Genomic DNA, 17,636 nt, shown 5'->3' on the forward strand with positions numbered 1-17,636 from the left:
CTGAGTCACGGCGCTGTTAAACATTGTCCCAAAGGACATTGTTGATATAAATCGGGACAAAGTTGCTATACTGATCGGCACCAGAACTCACCCGAGAAAGCCAATGCTTGTTACCGACACGACACCGGAACCTCCACGCTCACTGCCTAAGGTTGCCATTGTTGCCTTCAACCATTTCAGCCCGTTTCACTTTTCTGTCCCGGCCATCATTTTTGGTCGCAGCAGTGTACGAGAGCCGTTATTTGAACTGTCAATTGTGGCCGGAGAAGACGGACCGATTGGTTCGGAAATTGGTATGGCGCTCACCCGTTTAGACGCACTGGAAACACTGCAACACGCAGACGTGATCATCATCCCATATTGGCGCAGCCACACTGAACGACCTAATCCGGCGCTGCTGGACGCTCTGGTAGACGCCCATCGACGCGGCGCGATGTTGATAGGGTTGTGTCTGGGTGCCTATGTGCTCGCCTACGCGGGGCTGTTGAACGGCAAAAAAGCGTCGACGCACTGGGAAGTGGAGCAGGATTTTGCCCGTCGCTTTCCTCAGGTGCACCTCGACACCAACTCATTGTATGTTGAAAGTGAGCGTTTGATTACGTCGGCAGGCACTGCTGCCGGATTGGATTGCTGTTTGTATGTGTTACGCAAATTCTATGGCAGCGCTGTGGCAAATAAAGTGGCTCGACGTATGGTGATCCCGCCGCACCGGGATGGGGGACAGGCGCAGTTTATTGAGCGTCCGATCCCGGAGAAAACCGCAGACGTCCGAATCAACCAACTGTTGAGCCGTTTACGCCTGGACATTCAGCAGGCGCACAGTCTGGATGCGTTGGCCGAATCGGTGATGATGACCCGGCGGACTTTTACCCGCCAGTTCCAGAAAGCGACCGGAATGTCAGTGGGACAATGGTTGACGGCTGAGCGTCTGCATCTGGCGCAGGAACTGTTGGAGTCGACGGATCTGACGATTGAACGTATTGCCGACAAAATCGGCTTCAGTTCAGTGATTGCGTTTCGCGATAAGTTTAAACAGCGCTTTGCTGTCACCCCTAAAGAGTGGCGCCGCACGTTTCAGAGCGAGGGAGTGCACGTCAACTAGGAGGATGAGTAGGAGACTTTGCCGCGCAGCGATTTGGTCGCACCAGTGCGTTTTTTCGCGTCCACCCGTTTGCGCTGTGAGCTCCGGGTTGGTTTGGTCGGTTTACGTTTCTTCTCCACTACCATGGCTGACAAGATCAGAGTTCTGAGGCGATTCAGCGCATCTTCGCGGTTTTGTTCCTGAGTACGGAACGTTTGTGCCTTGATCACGATGACGCCGTCTTTGGTGATCCGTGAATCAGACAAGGCGAGCAATTTCTCCTTGTAAATCGCGGGCAGCCTCGAGCGCTGGATGTCAAAGCGCAGATGGATGGCACTGGACACCTTGTTGACGTTCTGGCCACCACTGCCCATGGCGCGGATGGCGGACAGTTCAATCTCCCAGTCGGTCAGTTCAACGGTGTTGGATATCTTAAGCATAAGCCTGCTGTTGGTCGTGTGTTCTGTGGTTATTCTAATCAAGCCAACGCCAAGTTGCGAGTGGCGATCTGTGGGGCGTACAGGTTACTCGCTGTAAGCGATGGTTTGTTTCAGTACGTCGAGAACGGTGTGAAAACGTGCCGGCAGTGCGCGGTGGCGTTTTTTCACCAGATACAAAGTTTCCTGTACCGCCTGAGGCGCCTGATATACGTCCAACTGCTTGCGGGCAGAGAAGCTGTTCAACGCACTTTTTGGTAGAACCGTAAAGCCAATGCCTTTCGCGACTGGCACGAGGATCTGGCTGAGTTGATTGATGTAACCCGAGGTTGGGATAGTGTCAATATTCATTGCGGCCAGTTCCGGGTCACCGCAATGGGTAAAGTAGAGCGACAGATAGTGCGCCGCATCGGGGTGGTGGATAAGCCCCAAGTCCTGCAGAGATTGAGCGGCGTGGCTTGCGAACTTGGTGTTGGCCGGAACGATCAGGCACAAAGGCTCGTGGCCAAGCACATCGACATCGAACAGCGCCGGATTGGGTAAATGAGTCACAATGCCGAGGTCGATCTCTCCTTGTTGCACGGCGTTGAGAACCTGTTGATTGGGCGCGGCTTCGACGTGTGGAATCAGTTGAGGATATTTACATTGTAAATCCAGCAGTAGCGGGTAAATCTGTAATGCCAGTGAACCGGAACACGCGAGGGTAAAGTCTCCACGAAATGGATCGTCAAAACTGAGGTTGTCGAGTAAGGCCGCTTCCTGCTGCTGACACCGTTTTGCATAGGCGTACACCAGGCGACCCTGCTCGGTCGGTTGGAAACTTTTCTTGTCACGGAGGATCAGGGCGTGGCCACAGGCTTCTTCCAGTTTACGGATGTGCTGGCTGACTCCGGGTTGAGTCATGTAAAGCTTCTCGGCCGTTTTAGTGAAATGGCCCACGTCAAGCAGGGTGACGAACGTATTCAGCCACAGCGGATTCAACATAACTATTTTAATAAATTTATTTTATTAAAATAAGAATAAATCATAATTTTTTATTTATCCACCTCGGCCCTAATCTTGAGGGCAGTCAACAAGCGACAATCAAGAAGAGGTGATTATGTCAAATCCATACCCAAGAACGTTTTCTCATATCGGCATTTCTGTGCCGGATCTGGACGCTGCCGTTAAGTTTTACACCGAAGTGCTCGGCTGGTACGTCATTATGCAACCGACCGAAATCATGGAGGACGATTCAGCTATCGGAGAAATGTGTACCGACGTGTTTGGTGCAGGCTGGCAAAGTTTTCGTATCGCACATTTGTCGACCGGTGACCGCATCGGGGTAGAACTGTTCCAGTTTAGTAATCAGCAAAACCCGGACAACAACTTCGAGTACTGGAAAACCGGTGTATTCCATTTCTGTGTACAGGATCCGGATGTAGAAGGACTGGCGGAGAAAATCGTTGCCGCAGGTGGCAAGAAACGAATGAAAGCGCCTCGTTACTACTACCCAGGTGAAAAACCTTATCGCATGATTTACATGGAAGACCCGTTTGGCAACATTCTGGAAATTTACAGCCACAGTTACGAGCTGCATTACGCCAGCGGCGCCTATACTTCATAGTGGTTAAAAATATTGAGCGGTGCCCCGGACGATTTCGCGTCAGGGTAAACTGCCGGCTAAACCACAAGCCGGAAACGGCTTGAGACAGGCAGCGTCAGCGGCCTGTCGACGATTTCGCAGTGCAATGGTTGCTGCAACTATGTCCAGAGGAGTGTCATCATGAAAGCCGTAACCTATCAGCGTGTCGAGGATTCGTTTGTTCTTAAGGAACTGGCGATCCCGGTGCCGGAGAGTGAATTTGATGTGGTTGTCAAAGTACACGCGGTAGGACTTAACCCGGTGGATGCTAAAATTCATTTGTGGCATCAGACGGTCAGTCACATGAATGACGACTTTGTCGGCGGCTTGGATGTCTCAGGCGAAATTGTTGCAGTTGGTGAGGCGGTGAGCGAGTGGCGAATTGGGCAACGTGTGCTTTATCACGGTGATATGCGCCGTGCATATGGAGGATTTGCCCAGTATGCCCTGCAGGACTCACGCGCCTTGCTGCCGCATCCGGCCATCAGCGCCGAAATGGCCGCGGCTACTCCCTGTGCCGCCTGGACGGCTTATCGGGCGTTGGTGGACAAGCTCAATATTGCTGAACGTAGCAGCATTTTCATTGCCGGTGGCGCCGGTGGTGTGGGCAGCTTTGCGATTCAGTTGGCGCGGCTTTTTGGCGTGCATACCATCATTACCACCAGTTCGGCCTCTAATCACGGTTACGTGCGTTTGCTCGGTGCCACGGACGTGATTGACTACCATCAGGAAGACGTCGTGCAGCGGGTCATGGCCATCACTGCCGGACAAGGGGTGGAAGTGGCGCTCGATTGTGTCGGTGGGGACAACGATAAAATAGCTGCCGCAGTCCTCGGATTTGAGGGGGAACTGGTGGAGTTAGTAAAAACGGTGAACCCGACGGAATATCCGGGCGCGTTTGAGAACGGACTCAGTTTCCATCAACTGAGTCTGGGATCAGGCCACATCAATGGTGAACTGGGCCGGGCAACCATCACTGATGCCGGGCGCTCGGTCTCTTATCTGTTGGAAATGGGTGAGCTACAGCTGCCGGAACTGAAAGTAATTGAGCTGGAGCAGATCGGTGCCGCACTGAAAGCGCTGCGTGAGCAGCACACGGTCGGAAAAGTCGTGGCGCGTATTACCCACTGAGATTGTTGTTTGTGGCGCAAAAGTGATTTGTTATTTTTGCCGTTTACGCATTGAGTACACGGCACAATAATAAGCCTCATCGGACAACCCAATACAAAGGTAAAGTGAATGAATACCATCCCTATGCTTGGCGCAGGCACATTTCGACTCAACGAGCAGGCGGCCTTCGATTCCGTGTTGATGGCGTTGCAGGCTGGCTACCGGCACATTGATACGGCGCAGATATACGGCAATGAACAGCAGGTCGGAGAGGCAATCCGTGCTTCAGGGCTAGCACGTGATCAGGTGTTTATTACCACCAAAGTCTGGATCGACAATCTGGCTAAAGCCGACTTTATTGACAGCGTTCGCGACAGTTTGGCCAAGTTGCAGACCGATTACGTTGACCTGTTGTTGATCCACTGGCCACTCAAAGATTCAGGTGTGGCAATGGCAGAGTATCTGGGCGAACTTAAAGCGGCCAAAGCCACTGGACTGACGCGTCAGATTGGCGTGTCTAATTTCACCAACGCCCAGCTTGCACAGGCCATCGCAATAGTTGGTGAAGGCGAAATTGCGACCAACCAGGTCGAAGTGCATCCGTATCTGCAAAACCGTGATGTTGTGGCATGGTGTCGACAACACGGCGTCGTGGTGACCGGTTATATGCCGTTTGCTTACGGTGAAGTGCTGAAAGACGACACCATTTTGGCGATTGCCGATAAACACGGGGCGTCAGCGGCCCAAGTGGTGCTGGCGTGGATGCGGCAACAGGATCTGGTCACGATTCCATCGTCGACCAAAAAAGCCAATATCGAGAGTAATCTGGCATCGGATACCGTTACGCTGAATGCCGATGATATGGCGCAAATCGCAGTACTGGATCGAGGTCAGCGGCTGGCCAATCCAGACTTTGCCCCTGAGTGGGACTGAAGCTGAAAGTCAGTAAAAATGTGAAAATCCGGGCACCTGGCCCGGATTTTTTGTGTCTTTCCCGGTAATAGTTGCTATTATCAGCAGCATCGAATAGTCGGGGGGCCGTTGTCGTTTAACGATGACAGGCTGAGATCGCATTGCGAGACCCGTTGAACCTGATTCAGTTAGCACTGACGTAGGGAACTATTGCACCGTTTGCCTTGGCGCAGCGGTCCACGTTACTCAAGGGTAAATACGCTCTGCGGTGATCCGCCTCCCTTGTTCACGTGCCAGTTCCCGAACGTCAGTTTAGGAGCGAGCATGCCTCACATCACACACTCTTCATCTACGCCCATTGTCCTGACCATAGCTGGTTCAGACAGTGGTGGTGGCGCCGGTATCCAGGCGGACATTAAAGCTATTTCGGCGACCGGCAGTTTCGCCTGTTCAGCCATTACCGCGATTACTTCACAAAATACCCTGGGCGTTTCGGCCATTTTTCCGGTTCCGTTACAACACGTTGAGCAGCAGCTGGACGCCGTTTTCAGCGATCTCAATGTTGTGGCGGTTAAAGTCGGTATGTTAGCGGACGCGGAGATCATCCGTGTGGTGACCGCTAAGATCCTTCAGTATCAACCTCGATTTCTGGTGGTGGATCCTGTGATGGTGGCAACCAGTGGTGATCTGCTTCTGGAGCAGGCGGCGATCAGTACGCTAAAACAATTGCTGCTTCCGTTGGCGAATCTGATCACCCCCAACTTGCCGGAAGGCGCCGCACTGACGGGACGGCCAATCCCGAACAATGAAGATGATATGACCCACATGATCGCCGACTTACGTCAGTTGGGCGCGGGTGCCATTTTGCTCAAAGGTGGCCATCTGGAGCAAGACGCCCAGAGTACTGATCTGCTGATCACACCTGATCGGGTTGAGCGCTTGTCCTCCAAACGCATTGCGACGCGCAACACTCACGGTACGGGCTGCACACTGTCATCGGCGATCGCGTCGTACCTGGCTCAGGGCAATGTTCTGCACAAAGCGGTCCATCTGGGTAAACAGTATATTTCTCAGGCGATTGCGCATGCTGATGAGCTTGACATTGGTCAGGGACATGGGCCGGTACACCATTTCTTCGACGGGCACCGCTATGTGCGCTGAGCCGGCGGCGTTGGGCGTGACGCTGGAGCAACTTGCGCTGCGCTACCAAGACAGCGATACCGCGACGCTGAGTGGCTTCGATATGCACATTCCAGCCAGTCAGTGGACCTGTATTCTTGGTCGAAGTGGTTGCGGAAAATCCACCTTGCTGCGCTATCTGGCTGGCCTTTTACACGCGCAAGCGGCGGTCAGCGGCAAACTTACGGTGTCTGATGGGCAACCGCTCGAAGGTCGAATTGCCTACATGGCGCAACAAGATTTGTTGATGCCATGGTTGTCGGTACTCGACAACGTTTGTCTGAGCCGCCGTTTTGGCCAGGCGGCCCCGGCGGACACAGCGCGGGCGGTATCGCTGCTCCGGTCTGTTGGACTGGCTGAATATCAACAGGCCATGCCACAACAGCTGTCCGGTGGGATGCGCCAGCGGGTTGCGCTCGCCCGGACATTAATGCAGGACCAACCCGTCGTGTTGATGGATGAACCGTTTTCCGCCTTGGATGCGGTTACCCGCCACAAGTTGCAGACGCTGGCGGCGACGTTGCTGCGCGGGAAAACCGTAGTACTAATTACTCACGATCCACTCGAAGCCATTCGCCTCGCACATCAGCTCTATATTCTGCAAGGGATGCCGGCTCAGGCTGAGTCTCTGGCCTTACCTGCGAGCCGGCCACCACGCAGCTTGGATGCCGATGGTGCGCAGTTACAACAGCAGATCATTGAGGCTCTGGAGCAAGACTATGCGTGAGGTCTCTCAAATGGCGTCGCTGCCGTCTGCCTTTCGACGCAAGGAGCTCGTATCCCATCCGGCTGTTCGTCTGGCGCTCAGCGCCTTGGTTATCCTGGCGCTTTGGCAACTGCTGGTGGTCGTGCTGCGCCTACCGGCGTTTATCCTTCCAGCTCCGCTGGATGTGTTCGAACGTTTGCTGCTACGCCACGATGTTCTGCTGCGTCATACCTGGGTTACTGGCCAGGAAATTGTACTCGGCTTACTGCTGGGATTGTCGGTTGGGCTGATGTTTGCGCTGCAGATGTTGCTGTTCGCTCCGCTGAAACGTTGGTTGCTTCCTTTGCTGATCGCCAGTCAGGCGGTGCCAGTGTTTGCCATTGCCCCCATTCTGATGCTCTGGTTGGGTTATGGCATGGCGTCCAAAGTGGTGATGGCGGCGATCATTATCTTCTTTCCGGTCACCACCTGTTGTTATGACGGACTGCGAAATACGCCAAACGGTTATCTCGACCTGGCGCACACCATGCGTGCGACCCGCTGGCAACTGCTGCGTTACATTCGCTTTCCGGCGGCCTTGCCGGCACTGGCATCTGGCATTCGTGTTGCGGTGGTGATTGCTCCCATCGGTGCGGTGGCGGGGGAGTGGGTCGGCTCCAGCGAAGGGCTTGGCTACCTGATGCTGCAAGCCAATGCGCGCATGCAAATTGACGAAATGTTCGCGGCGCTCTTTATTCTTTCCGGGTTGTCGGTGGCGCTGTATTTCCTGACCGACACCTTACTTAAACGATTTATCCCTTGGGAAAGTCACTGATTAAAAAGGACTCTGTGTGAAAACAACCAAATTTATCTGTGCTGTTACTCTGGTGGCGTCACTGTTTTCCATCGCGGCACACGCGGAAACCAAACCTCTGACTCTGATGCTCGACTGGTTTGTGAATCCGAACCATGGCCCGATTGTGATTGCCAAACAACGGGGCTACTTTCGTCAGCAAGGGCTGACGGTGGATATTCAGGAGCCGGCAGACCCGAGTACGCCTGCCAAGCTGGTCGCAGCGGGTAAAGTCGATCTGGCCGTATCATATCAACCAAGCCTGACCATGGATGTGGCACAAGGATTGCCATTGATCCGCGCCTCAACGCTGATCGCGACACCGCTGAACACCCTGATGGTGCTGGACAACGGTAAGATCAATACCATGGCCGATCTCAAAGGGAAGAACATCGGTATCGCCATTGCAGGCAATGAGGAGGCCACTATCGGGACGATGTTGGCGCAGGAAGACGTGAAATTCAGTGACGTGAACATCATCAACGTGGGTTGGGCGCTTTCGTCGTCACTGGCGTCTGGCAAAGTCGACGCTATCTGGGGGGGCTTGCGTAATTTTGAAACCAATCAACTGGCGCTGGAAGGGTATCAAGCCAAAGCATTTTTCCCCGAAGAGCTTGGCGTTCCAGCGTACGATGAGTTGGTGTTTGTGGCCAATGCCAAGCATTACGATGCTAAAGCCATTCAGGGGTTCAATAAAGCGATCGAGCAGGCGACGACCTATATTGTGAATCACCCTCAGCAAGCCTGGAACGAGTTTGTTGCCTATGCTCCGGACACTCTGGGCAATGAACTGAACCAGCGCGCCTGGCAGGATACTCTGACACGTTTTGCGCTGCGCCCGTCCGCGGTGGATCTGAAGCGATATGATGACTACGCGCGGTTTATGTATGACCAGCACATCATCCAAACTCTGCCTAAGGCAGGCGATTACGTTGTTGATTTTAACTAACCGGAGCACCCGATGAATTATCAGGATTTGATTGAGGCTTGCCGTGATGACTGGCAGGCGTATACCCAGCATCGTTTTGTTCAGCAACTGGCAAGTGGGGCTTTGCCACAACCCTGTTTTTTGCACTATTTGCAACAGGACTTTCTGTTTCTCAAGCAGTACGCCCGTGCGTACGCGTTGGCGATTTACAAAGCGCGCACGCTGGAGGACATGCGGCGCGCGTTGCCAAGTGTACACGCGCTACTGGACTCGGAAATTGCTCATCACGTCCGCTACTGCGAACAGTGGGGACTGACAGAGCGAGACATGGAAAATGAAGCGGAAGATGTCGGGACCGTCGCCTACACTCGCTTTGTACTGGACGCGGGAATGAGCGGTGATCTGGTCGATCTTTATGCCGCTTTGGCGCCGTGCTCCATCGGTTACGCAGAGATAGGCCGCGCGCTGTTGGCGGCAAAGGAGACATTGCTTGAAGGCAACCCGTATGCGACCTGGTTGCAGCTCTATGGCGGCGAAGAGTTTCAGTCTGGTGTGGCCGACGGCGCCGCGCATTTCAACCAGTTGCTGGCAGACATCGACCTCTACAGCTCGCGCGGACAAAATCTGATTCAGGTATTCAAAACCGCCACCCGAATGGAAGTGGCGTTCTGGCAGCAAGGTCTGGATGCACAATAGGAGAACACGACGTGGAAAAACAACTCATCGTAGACGCATTACGCGCAGTCCGGGCGCAGAAACCTCTGGTGGTGAATATCACCAATTACGTGGTGATGAATAACACGGCCAACGCCCTACTCGCGCTGGGAGCGTCCCCCATCATGGCGCATTCCAAACAGGAACTGGCCGAAATGATGGCATTCGCTGGTGCGCTGGTGATCAATATTGGCACCCTCGACAGTCAATGGCTGCCGCGGATGCGCTATGCGGTGGAGCAGGCCAATAGTTACGGCAAAGTCGTGGTGCTGGATCCGGTCGGATGTGGGGCCAGCCGTTTGCGTACCCAAGCGTCACGCGAGTTGGCGCAACTGGCGCAGCAACTGATTATTCGGGGGAATGCGTCCGAAATCATCGCACTGGCTGGCGAGCAGGCGCAAAGTAAAGGTGTGGATGCGCTGGACAGTAGCGATGCGGCTGTTGGCGCCGCGCATTATCTGGCAGAGCAGTATCAGGCCAGTGTGGTGATTTCCGGAGAAAGTGATTACGTGGTCTCGGCCGATCGCATTCAGTCACTGTCCAATGGTCACGCCATGATGCCATATGCCACGGGCATGGGGTGCACGCTGAGCGCGCTCACTGGTGCGTTCGCTGCTGTTGGAGAAACCTCAGGACTGGCGGCTGCGGCGGTCATGGGCGTGGCGGGGGAACTGGCTGCGGAGTTAGCTAACGGGCCGGGTAGCTTACAGATGCATCTGCTGGATAGCTTGTATCAACTGGATGAAACGGTGCTGTTATCGCGCCTCAAACTGCAATGACCGAGCGCAGAAGCGGAGACTCTTTTATGAATCCTTATCGTTTGTACCTGGTGACGGATGATCAACAAGACATCACCACGCTCAAGAAGGTGGTGGCGGAAGCGGTCGCCGGTGGGGTTACCATGGTGCAGGTCCGTGAAAAACACGGTGATGTGCAGGCGTTTATCCAGCGCGCCGAAGCCGTCAAAGCGGTCTTGCAAGGTTCCGGGGTGCCGTTGATTATTAATGACAGAGTAGATGTGGCACTTGCGGTCGGGGCAGACGGAGTGCACCTTGGGCAGTCCGATATGCCAGCAGACATCGCCCGCCGTCTGATTGGTGATGATAAACTGCTCGGGTTGTCGATTGAAAATGAGCAGCAACTGGCCGACGCGGAGGCTCTGCCGATCGACTATATTGGGCTGAGTGCGATTTTCTTGACCCCGACTAAGACCAACATCCAGAAAGAGTGGGGGATACCCGGGCTGGAGTATGCGCTGGCCAACAGCCGTTATCCGGTGGTGGCGATTGGCGGCATTCATCCGGCTAACCTCCAACAAGTCTGGGAGACGGGCGTGCATGGCGTCGCTTTGGTGTCGGCTATCTGTCATGCCGCAGACCCGCGCACGGCTGCCGCGGCCATCTTACAGCAGCTATCCGACGAGCCAAACTGAGCGATCATGAGCCATCTCCTCAGTCTGTGGTGCGGTGGCTCTGAGACGTTTTTCTCACTTGTGTGATTTACTTTCCGCGATTTGACAGCAAATTGATTATTCCCGGCCTGCTTGTCGGCTACCATGCCGAATCTTCCAATGGTTGCTTGGGCGGAATGAGCGATGAAAGAGCACTTATACAGTAAATACAATGGGTTACTTATGCTACTGCTGATGTCGGTGCTGTTGGTACCAGTGTGTTTACTGAGCACCAATGTGGACTTGCTCTCTCACGTGTCTGACTTGACTGGAATCACTTACAACATGCTGACCAATTCCGCTGGTAGTAAAGGTTTCCTGTTTACCCTGATTTTTCTTACTGCCCTGACGTTCATACTGCGAATCCCAAAAGCGCAATGGGCGTCACGCATGTTACAACTCGCTCTGATCCTGATAATAGGGTTTGCCAGCAAAACCGGCCTTAAACACCTAACGGAAAGCCCTCGTCCTTACACTGAACTGCTGACTGCGCAGTTGCTGATCCCGGATCCGGGTCATTTCTACAAACTGGATACTGCACAAAAAGCGGCGGTGATTCAGGAAGCCCAAAAAGAAGTGAGTCACTGGCGCACCGTGAACTGGCAGGGGGAAAAAGATTTTTCTTTCCCATCCGGCCACACGCTTTTTGCGGCGATTTGTGTGGCGTTCTTTGGCGGTCTGTTCTTTGAACGTAAGCGCTACGCGCTGGCCGTGGGGGTACTCGCCTGGGCACTGGCCGTAGCCTATAGCCGGTTGTGGTTGGGTATGCACCGACCAGCCGATCTGTTTGGCTCAGTCCTATTCATTACGGCGGTGTATGCTTTGATGCCAAATTTCACCCAGGTTGGGGACAAACTGGTGGCCAAGCTGCCTGAACGTTGGCAGCACGTGTTATCACGTTGAGCTGGGTTTCTGGGAATCAACGCGCCACTCCGCGCCTTGAAGTCACAATGAGATAGGCTATAACTAGTTATAACTGACTCATTTACGAGGCGATTTATGATCTCATACGCCGGTCGGGTAGGCATTTTATTGGTTTCTGTATACGGCATCAGTGCCTGTGCACCTGATACCGATCCGCCGGTCCCCAGACACGCAATTTGTCAGGCGTTCAATCACAATCAGGTGGTGGCCGTATTGGGTGAGAGCCCGGTGTTGCAAGGGGAGTGGTATGCTGACTGGTCCCATCAACTTAACCAGTTTGTCGCAACACACCCGGACGTGTCGGTCACTCACAGCCGCGATATTGACGCGCTTCAGGTACCGGAGTACACCTTGCTGGTTGCTCAGAAAGTGAACGGGGAATACTGGTTGCAGGAGGTCACGCAATCGCCATACTACGACTATGTGATGGCCGATATGACCGGGCAGCCGATCAAAGGCATACTGCGTTATTTTACCTTAGAAGAAGAAGAGTACTCGCAACTGGCTCACTACTGCGAGTAACGTTTTCAGTCACATCAAATCGCGATGCAGAATTTCCAGCTCTTCACTGGCCTGTTCGATGATTTGATGCAGATCGTCGGCGTCTTTTTCTGCCAGCGTCAATTGCCAGGGGCGCGCACCTCTGACTTCTTCGCGACCAATCACACGAACATGCTTACCCTGCTTTTCAAATTTCAGGTCATCAAAATTTGAACGGTAATGCTGCTGGTTTTCGACGATGTCGACATCGAGCACCCCCACCGGATTTACTTGCATCCGCGCATGAAAATACTCGGTTCCCATTAAAAGGTAGTTTCTGTGTTTAGCGATCATCCTCCCCTCCTTGAGTACAGTGGCGACAGACTGCATTAAGAGTGTAGGACAGGCGAAAGGGGATAAATGTGAAATAACCATGAAGCTTGATCTGCCTTGCGCTTCGGATGATTGTCTGTGATTGATGTGTCGTCTTGGCACGCTTTATTCGTCAGATTAAGGAATATGCAATTATTTTTGTAAAAGTGCTTGTTCTGTAACCTGAAAACGAGATAATCGCGCTGTGTTCCCTGTCACTTTTTTGTTGTAACCCTATGTCTGAAACTACTCCCCCGGTGAGGTCTGATTCTCGCCATCTTCAGTATTTGAGAGTGTTTGCTCTGGGCTTCAGTGCATTCATCTTTAACACCACCGAATTTGTGCCGGTTGGTTTGTTGTCGGATATTGCCCGAGATTTCGACATCACGCCAACCTCTGCTGGCTGGATGTTGACCATTTACGCCTGGATTGTTGCGTCGATGTCGCTGCCGATGATGATGCTGACCAGCAAAGTCGAGCGTAAAAACTTGCTGTTGTGTGTGTTTACGCTGTTCATTGTCAGTCATGTCTTTTCGATTTTGGCCTGGAGTTTTGAAACCCTGATCGTCAGCCGGGTGGGGATAGCGTTTGCCCATGCGGTGTTCTGGTCTATTACGGCCTCCATTGCCATTCGGGTTGCGCCTCCGGGTAAGAAAACCCTGGCTCTTGGCGTGCTGGCAACCGGAACCTCGCTGGCGATGGTACTTGGCGTGCCGATTGGGCGAATTATCGGTCAGTGGTTTGGCTGGCGGGCCACATTTGCCCTGATCGGTGTGGTGGCGATGGTGATCATGCTGGTGTTGTGGCGCCTGTTGCCAAAACTGCCAAGTCTGTTTACGGATACCACACAAAAACTGCCGGAACTGCTGAAAAAGCCGACGCTGATGGGTTTGTATCTGTTCATTTTCCTGATATTCACCGCCCACTATTCGGCTTACAGCTACATTGAGCCGTTTATGATTAACATCGGCGCCATGAGTGGCAACTTCACTACCTTCTTGCTGCTGCTGTTTGGTGGCGCTGGCATCATTGGCAGTGTCATTTTCAGTTACTGGGGAGAGAAGAACAACACGCCACTGCTGGTGACCAATACCGTCATTGTGATGTTGTGTATGGCGCTGATGATGATGCTGGTAAGCAGTCAGTGGGCTACCGCGACCATGTTGGTGTTGTGGGGGACCGCGCTGATGGTGGTGGTGCTGGCGATGCAGGTGAAAGTGCTCAACATCGACTTGAACGCGTCGGACATGATCATGTCGATGTTTTCCGGCATCATCAATCTCGGAATTGGGGCGGGCGCCCTGATTGGTGGTCAGGTGATACATTTCAGCTCACTGCAGGGCATTGGTTACGTTGGCGCTGGTTTCGCGCTGCTCTCTTTAGTGTTGATTCTGGTGATGTTGCGTCGCTATCCTGACATCCGCTAACGCCAATCATGCCAGATGATATTGAGCCCGGTGTTCCCGGGCTTTTTTATCTCTGCTATTAATCAATAAAATGGCGGAAATGGCCATCGTTGAGAAATCCGCGAGTGTCCACCATCCGGCCATTGACGTCTTCGAGTGGAAAGCGCGTTTTAATATGGGGTTGTAAATCGTGTTATCAAATGGGACACAACGTCAGTTAGGATTGCACTGAAACAGACGATGACAAAGAAATCGACCTGAGCGTGAGATGTGCCTGGGTGCATATTGTATGAGGTCTGGTCGTTTTAATTTCAGCGGGCACGCCGGCGATCCGGGATGCAATTGCCCCGTCCGCTATGTTAGGATGGCACGCTTTTATGATCAGCCTCACACTTCTTGCTGATGTGAGGGCCATTCACGCGCCGATTCTTTCGGGCAAAAAAAGCGAAATTTCTATGTCTAGATCTACCCTGATCGCAGAGCCATCCAGCATTTCCGAGGCGGATTACTCAGCGATCCACCCTCCGCAGTCATCCTCTCTTCGTACTCAACTGGCGCTGAATAACCCGGTGTTTTGGTTAAGCGGCAGCTTCCTGTCTCTGTTTGTGGTTCTGGCGATCGTCAATACTCCTCTTCTTTCTTCTCTGGTGAACACGGGTTTCAGCTACGCAACACAGTGGTTTGGTGCGTTCTGGCAAATTCTGTTGCTGGCCAATTTTGTGATTGGGCTGGTGCTGGCATTCGGTCAGACTGGCTACGTACGTCTGGGCGCGTTGAAGACCCCAGAGATCGACACCTTTAAGTGGATCTCCATTATTCTGTGTACGCTGCTGGCGGGCGGCGGCGTATTCTGGGCGGCGGCTGAGCCGATCGCGCATTTCGTTTCTGCGCCACCGATTTTTGGTGACGCGTCTCCGCGCCGTATGGCGATCAATGCATTGTCACAATCGTTTATGCATTGGGGGTTTCTCGCGTGGGCCATCCTCGGCTGTCTGTCTTCTATCGTGCTGATGCATCTGCATTACGACAAAGGTCTGCCGCTCAAACCGCGTACTCTGTTGTACCCGGTGCTTGGCGAGCGCGCGCTGCACGGCTGGGTTGGCAGTGTGATTGACGGGTTAAGTATTTTGGCGGTCGCGGCAGGAACCATTGGTCCGATTGGCTTCTTAGGTTTGCAGATCAGCTATGCGCTGAATCAGTTGTTCGGTCTGCCGGATACCCTTGTCAGCCAGAGTCTGGTGGTGGTGTTTGCGATGTTGATGTACACCGTATCGGCGCTCAGTGGTTTGAGCAAGGGCATTCAGATTGTCAGCCGCTACAACATCATTTTGTCGGTTGCTCTGGTGCTGTTCATTCTGGTGGCCGGGCCAACCAGCTTCATTATTGATGGTTACATGCAGGGCGTGGCCCGCATGGTCGATCAGTTTGTGCCGATGGCACTGTATCGCGGAGATACCGGCTGGCTGAGCTGGTGGACAGTGTTTTTCTGGGGATGGTTTATTGGTTACGGTCCGATGATGGCAATTTTCATTGCGCGTATTTCTCGTGGCCGGACGATACGTCAGTTGATTCTGGCAGTGAGTGTGGCAGCGCCACTGATCACCTGTTTCTGGTTCAGCATTGTGGGTGGCAGCGGGCTGGCGTTTGAACTGGATAATCCGGGCGTGATTGCCTCGGGTTTCGAAGGGTTTAATTTACCAGGTGCGCTGTTGGCTATCACGCAGCAGTTACCGTTCCCTGTACTGACCGCGTTGCTGTTTTTGGTGCTGACCACTACGTTCATTGTTACTACTGGTGATTCAATGACTTACACCATCAGTGTGGTGTTGACCGGACAATCAGAACCGAATGCTTTGGTGCGTGCGTTCTGGGGTGTGCTGATGGGAGCCGTTGCCATCGTCTTGATTTCTATGGGTGAGGGCGGTATTTCTGCTTTGCAGTCGTTCATCGTGATCACCGCGGTACCCGCGTCGTTTATTCTGTTACCGACCTTGTGGCATGCGCCTAAGATGGCTCATCAGATGTTACGCGAGCAAGGGTTGTTGAAGCCTTAAACAGACAACACAACGGCTCCCAGAGGAGCCGTTTTTAGTTGTGTTTCAATGGCTTTTTTCCATTGCTTGTCGCGACAATTTGAGCACCATTTTTCGCGGCAGTAACGGCATGATCCATTCCAGCATCATGCGCAAGATACCTTCATTAAACACCACCAGTTTGCCGCGTTCCATCGCCCGATACCCGACTTGGGCCACCGATTCCGGGCTCTTGGCATTTTTCCAGATGCCGACGCCTTCCAGGTTCCCGGCCGTCACAAAGTTGGTCGCTACCGCGCCAGGACACAGTACGGTGGCGGTGACATTGTGCTCGCGCACCTCTTCGGCAATCGCCTGGGTAAACGAGGTGACATAAGCTTTGGTGGCGTAATACACCGCCTGGAGCGGACCCGGCATGAATGAGGCGGTGGAAGAAACATTGAGAATCTGGCCTTTTCGCCGGGTGATCATGCCCGGTAAATAGTAGTGAGTCAGGTTGGTGAGCGTGACCATGTTGACCTGCATCATCGCTTGTTCATCGTTTAGGCAGCGCTCATGAAAATAGCCATGACCGCCAAAGCCAGCGTTGTTGATCAGCGTATCAATCTGCAGGCCGAGTGCTAGGGTTTGGTCAAAAATACGTTGGGCCGAGTCCGGTTGAGATAAGTCTTCCACAATTGTCAGGACGGAGACTTTGTAGTGGTTTTCCAGCTCCACCCTGAGCGCTTCCAGTTTGTCTTTGGAGCGGGCGACCAGCACCAGGTTGCCCCCTTTCTGAGCGTGAATACGAGCCAGTTCCAACCCGATTCCCCCTGATGCGCCGGTGATCAGGGCGGTATTTCTGTTGGCCATGTTGTGCTCCAGTTGCAATGAAGTGTTGAACACAGTTTAGACAATCCAGTGGTGGCCCGCACGGTTGAATCACGCCGCCCGTTTGGCAAAGACGACAGGCGGATCTGCCGTCTTTGTTTGTGCCTCAGGCTTTTTGAGCATTCAAGCGCTGGGCACGTTGCATCAGACGACCTACCAACACCAGAGTCACGGCGCCAATCAGTACTGGCGAAACTAAAAACGACCAGCTTTGTCCGGCCAGCATGATCAGCATTGGGTTTGCGCCGGCTGGCGGATGCGTGGTTTTCGTCAGCAGCATGCTACTGACGGCCAGACCAGTGGCGGCGGCCATTGAGAGGGGTGTGACACCGACAAACTGAACAAAGCACACGCCAATGAACGCCGTAAGCAGATGACCAATAATGACATTTTTCGCTTGTGCCAGAGGGCTGTCAGGGACGCCGAACACCAGCACGGCAGTGGCACCGAATGGAGCCATGAGCAGAATGAATTCATGTTGTGCGCTGTCTGCCAGAGAGAGCACTGCAATGCCCAAAAACGCACCAATACCGGAGATTAATGCAAAAAGTGGATTGTTCATGATGATTTCCTTTTGG

20 protein-coding genes and 1 riboswitch are annotated in these 17,636 nt (G+C 53.4%); of the genes, 15 read left to right on the top strand and 5 right to left on the bottom strand.

Annotated features, from left to right (window positions below; genetic code table 11):
- Positions 1-103: 103 nt before the first annotated feature.
- The gene (locus tag VPR01S_RS17740) at positions 104-1,102 is read left to right on the top strand and encodes a GlxA family transcriptional regulator (RefSeq protein ID WP_021706752.1); all 999 of its coding nucleotides are present in this window, start codon (positions 104-106) and stop codon (positions 1,100-1,102) included.
- Here VPR01S_RS17740 and arfB read toward each other — a convergent pair.
- Both arfB and VPR01S_RS17750 read right to left on the bottom strand, forming a co-directional pair.
- Positions 1,099-1,521: an alternative ribosome rescue aminoacyl-tRNA hydrolase ArfB gene (arfB, locus tag VPR01S_RS17745; protein ID WP_021706753.1), complete on the bottom strand. Its 423-nt coding sequence runs from the start codon at positions 1,519-1,521 to the stop codon at positions 1,099-1,101. The two genes, VPR01S_RS17740 and arfB, sit on opposite strands and share 4 nt — an antisense overlap.
- An 84-nt stretch (positions 1,522-1,605) precedes the next feature.
- Positions 1,606-2,502: a LysR family transcriptional regulator gene (locus VPR01S_RS17750; RefSeq protein WP_021706754.1), complete on the bottom strand. Its 897-nt coding sequence runs from the start codon at positions 2,500-2,502 to the stop codon at positions 1,606-1,608.
- A gap of 115 nt (positions 2,503-2,617) precedes the next feature.
- On the opposite strand from VPR01S_RS17750, the gene VPR01S_RS17755 reads away from it, so the two are divergent.
- From VPR01S_RS17755 to VPR01S_RS17810, 12 genes are all read left to right on the top strand, one after another.
- On the top strand, positions 2,618-3,124 hold the full coding sequence (locus VPR01S_RS17755) for a lactoylglutathione lyase family protein (protein ID WP_021706755.1): 507 nt from the start codon (positions 2,618-2,620) through the stop codon (positions 3,122-3,124).
- Between the two features lie 159 nt (positions 3,125-3,283).
- Positions 3,284-4,273, top strand: a complete 990-nt coding sequence (locus tag VPR01S_RS17760) for a zinc-binding dehydrogenase (protein WP_021706756.1) — start codon at positions 3,284-3,286, stop codon at positions 4,271-4,273.
- A 108-nt stretch (positions 4,274-4,381) separates the two neighbouring features.
- Positions 4,382-5,185 carry a 2,5-didehydrogluconate reductase DkgB gene (gene dkgB, locus VPR01S_RS17765; protein WP_021706757.1) on the top strand — a complete coding sequence of 268 codons (804 nt, stop codon included), beginning with the start codon at positions 4,382-4,384 and terminating at the stop codon, positions 5,183-5,185.
- Between the two features lie 88 nt (positions 5,186-5,273).
- Positions 5,274-5,387: riboswitch (TPP riboswitch) on the top strand.
- A 101-nt stretch (positions 5,388-5,488) separates the two neighbouring features.
- Entirely contained in the window at positions 5,489-6,325 is an 837-nt protein-coding gene (thiD, locus tag VPR01S_RS17770) for a bifunctional hydroxymethylpyrimidine kinase/phosphomethylpyrimidine kinase (RefSeq protein WP_021706758.1), read from the top strand.
- A complete protein-coding gene (locus VPR01S_RS17775) occupies positions 6,315-7,070 on the top strand; it encodes an ABC transporter ATP-binding protein (protein ID WP_040903056.1) in 756 nt (251 codons plus the stop codon). The genes thiD and VPR01S_RS17775 overlap by 11 nt, the downstream gene beginning before the upstream one ends.
- Before the next feature lie 10 nt (positions 7,071-7,080).
- Positions 7,081-7,863, top strand: coding sequence for an ABC transporter permease (locus VPR01S_RS17780; protein ID WP_425585318.1), 783 nt, complete (start codon positions 7,081-7,083; stop codon positions 7,861-7,863).
- 16 nt (positions 7,864-7,879) lie between these two features.
- Positions 7,880-8,830, top strand: a complete 951-nt coding sequence (locus VPR01S_RS17785) for an ABC transporter substrate-binding protein (protein ID WP_021706761.1) — start codon at positions 7,880-7,882, stop codon at positions 8,828-8,830.
- A gap of 12 nt (positions 8,831-8,842) precedes the next feature.
- On the top strand, positions 8,843-9,505 hold the full coding sequence (gene tenA, locus VPR01S_RS17790; RefSeq protein ID WP_021706762.1) for a thiaminase II: 663 nt from the start codon (positions 8,843-8,845) through the stop codon (positions 9,503-9,505).
- Positions 9,506-9,516: 11 nt separating this feature from the next.
- The gene (gene thiM, locus VPR01S_RS17795) at positions 9,517-10,302 is read left to right on the top strand and encodes a hydroxyethylthiazole kinase (protein ID WP_021706763.1); all 786 of its coding nucleotides are present in this window, start codon (positions 9,517-9,519) and stop codon (positions 10,300-10,302) included.
- 26 nt (positions 10,303-10,328) lie between these two features.
- Positions 10,329-10,955, top strand: a complete 627-nt coding sequence (gene thiE, locus VPR01S_RS17800) for a thiamine phosphate synthase (RefSeq protein ID WP_021706764.1) — start codon at positions 10,329-10,331, stop codon at positions 10,953-10,955.
- Between the two features lie 162 nt (positions 10,956-11,117).
- Positions 11,118-11,876 (top strand): phosphatase PAP2 family protein, encoded by a 759-nt coding sequence (locus tag VPR01S_RS17805; protein WP_021706765.1) that lies wholly within the window; start codon positions 11,118-11,120, stop codon positions 11,874-11,876.
- 96 nt (positions 11,877-11,972) lie between these two features.
- Complete coding sequence (locus VPR01S_RS17810; RefSeq protein ID WP_021706766.1) at positions 11,973-12,419, top strand: hypothetical protein; 447 nt, start codon at positions 11,973-11,975, stop codon at positions 12,417-12,419.
- A gap of 9 nt (positions 12,420-12,428) precedes the next feature.
- Here VPR01S_RS17810 and VPR01S_RS17815 read toward each other — a convergent pair whose 3' ends face one another.
- Positions 12,429-12,731, bottom strand: coding sequence for a hypothetical protein (locus VPR01S_RS17815; RefSeq protein WP_021706767.1), 303 nt, complete (start codon positions 12,729-12,731; stop codon positions 12,429-12,431).
- A gap of 254 nt (positions 12,732-12,985) precedes the next feature.
- On the opposite strand from VPR01S_RS17815, the gene VPR01S_RS17820 reads away from it, so the two are divergent.
- A complete protein-coding gene (locus tag VPR01S_RS17820) occupies positions 12,986-14,176 on the top strand; it encodes a sugar transporter (RefSeq protein ID WP_040903060.1) in 1,191 nt (396 codons plus the stop codon).
- 434 nt (positions 14,177-14,610) lie between these two features.
- Complete coding sequence (locus VPR01S_RS17825) at positions 14,611-16,209, top strand: BCCT family transporter (protein ID WP_040903071.1); 1,599 nt, start codon at positions 14,611-14,613, stop codon at positions 16,207-16,209.
- A gap of 45 nt (positions 16,210-16,254) precedes the next feature.
- On the opposite strand, the gene VPR01S_RS17830 is transcribed toward VPR01S_RS17825, so the two are convergent.
- Entirely contained in the window at positions 16,255-17,040 is a 786-nt protein-coding gene (locus VPR01S_RS17830) for an SDR family NAD(P)-dependent oxidoreductase (protein ID WP_040903062.1), read from the bottom strand.
- Between the two features lie 124 nt (positions 17,041-17,164).
- A complete protein-coding gene (locus VPR01S_RS17835) occupies positions 17,165-17,620 on the bottom strand; it encodes an HPP family protein (protein WP_021706771.1) in 456 nt (151 codons plus the stop codon).
- Positions 17,621-17,636 lie beyond the last annotated feature (16 nt).

This window comes from Vibrio proteolyticus NBRC 13287 (assembly GCF_000467125.1).
GTDB lineage: Bacteria > Pseudomonadota > Gammaproteobacteria > Enterobacterales > Vibrionaceae > Vibrio > Vibrio proteolyticus.

Coding starts and splice junctions, on each gene's coding strand:
- VPR01S_RS17740 (WP_021706752.1), top strand. CDS start 104: ATGCTTGTTACCGACACGACACCGGAACCTCCACGCTCACTGCCTAAG.
- arfB (WP_021706753.1), bottom strand. CDS start 1,521: ATGCTTAAGATATCCAACACCGTTGAACTGACCGACTGGGAGATTGAA.
- VPR01S_RS17750 (WP_021706754.1), bottom strand. CDS start 2,502: ATGTTGAATCCGCTGTGGCTGAATACGTTCGTCACCCTGCTTGACGTG.
- VPR01S_RS17755 (WP_021706755.1), top strand. CDS start 2,618: ATGTCAAATCCATACCCAAGAACGTTTTCTCATATCGGCATTTCTGTG.
- VPR01S_RS17760 (WP_021706756.1), top strand. CDS start 3,284: ATGAAAGCCGTAACCTATCAGCGTGTCGAGGATTCGTTTGTTCTTAAG.
- dkgB (WP_021706757.1), top strand. CDS start 4,382: ATGAATACCATCCCTATGCTTGGCGCAGGCACATTTCGACTCAACGAG.
- thiD (WP_021706758.1), top strand. CDS start 5,489: ATGCCTCACATCACACACTCTTCATCTACGCCCATTGTCCTGACCATA.
- VPR01S_RS17775 (WP_040903056.1), top strand. CDS start 6,315: ATGTGCGCTGAGCCGGCGGCGTTGGGCGTGACGCTGGAGCAACTTGCG.
- VPR01S_RS17780 (WP_425585318.1), top strand. CDS start 7,081: ATGGCGTCGCTGCCGTCTGCCTTTCGACGCAAGGAGCTCGTATCCCAT.
- tenA (WP_021706762.1), top strand. CDS start 8,843: ATGAATTATCAGGATTTGATTGAGGCTTGCCGTGATGACTGGCAGGCG.
- thiE (WP_021706764.1), top strand. CDS start 10,329: ATGAATCCTTATCGTTTGTACCTGGTGACGGATGATCAACAAGACATC.
- VPR01S_RS17805 (WP_021706765.1), top strand. CDS start 11,118: ATGAAAGAGCACTTATACAGTAAATACAATGGGTTACTTATGCTACTG.
- VPR01S_RS17810 (WP_021706766.1), top strand. CDS start 11,973: ATGATCTCATACGCCGGTCGGGTAGGCATTTTATTGGTTTCTGTATAC.
- VPR01S_RS17815 (WP_021706767.1), bottom strand. CDS start 12,731: ATGATCGCTAAACACAGAAACTACCTTTTAATGGGAACCGAGTATTTT.
- VPR01S_RS17820 (WP_040903060.1), top strand. CDS start 12,986: ATGTCTGAAACTACTCCCCCGGTGAGGTCTGATTCTCGCCATCTTCAG.
- VPR01S_RS17825 (WP_040903071.1), top strand. CDS start 14,611: ATGTCTAGATCTACCCTGATCGCAGAGCCATCCAGCATTTCCGAGGCG.
- VPR01S_RS17830 (WP_040903062.1), bottom strand. CDS start 17,040: ATGGCCAACAGAAATACCGCCCTGATCACCGGCGCATCAGGGGGAATC.
- VPR01S_RS17835 (WP_021706771.1), bottom strand. CDS start 17,620: ATGAACAATCCACTTTTTGCATTAATCTCCGGTATTGGTGCGTTTTTG.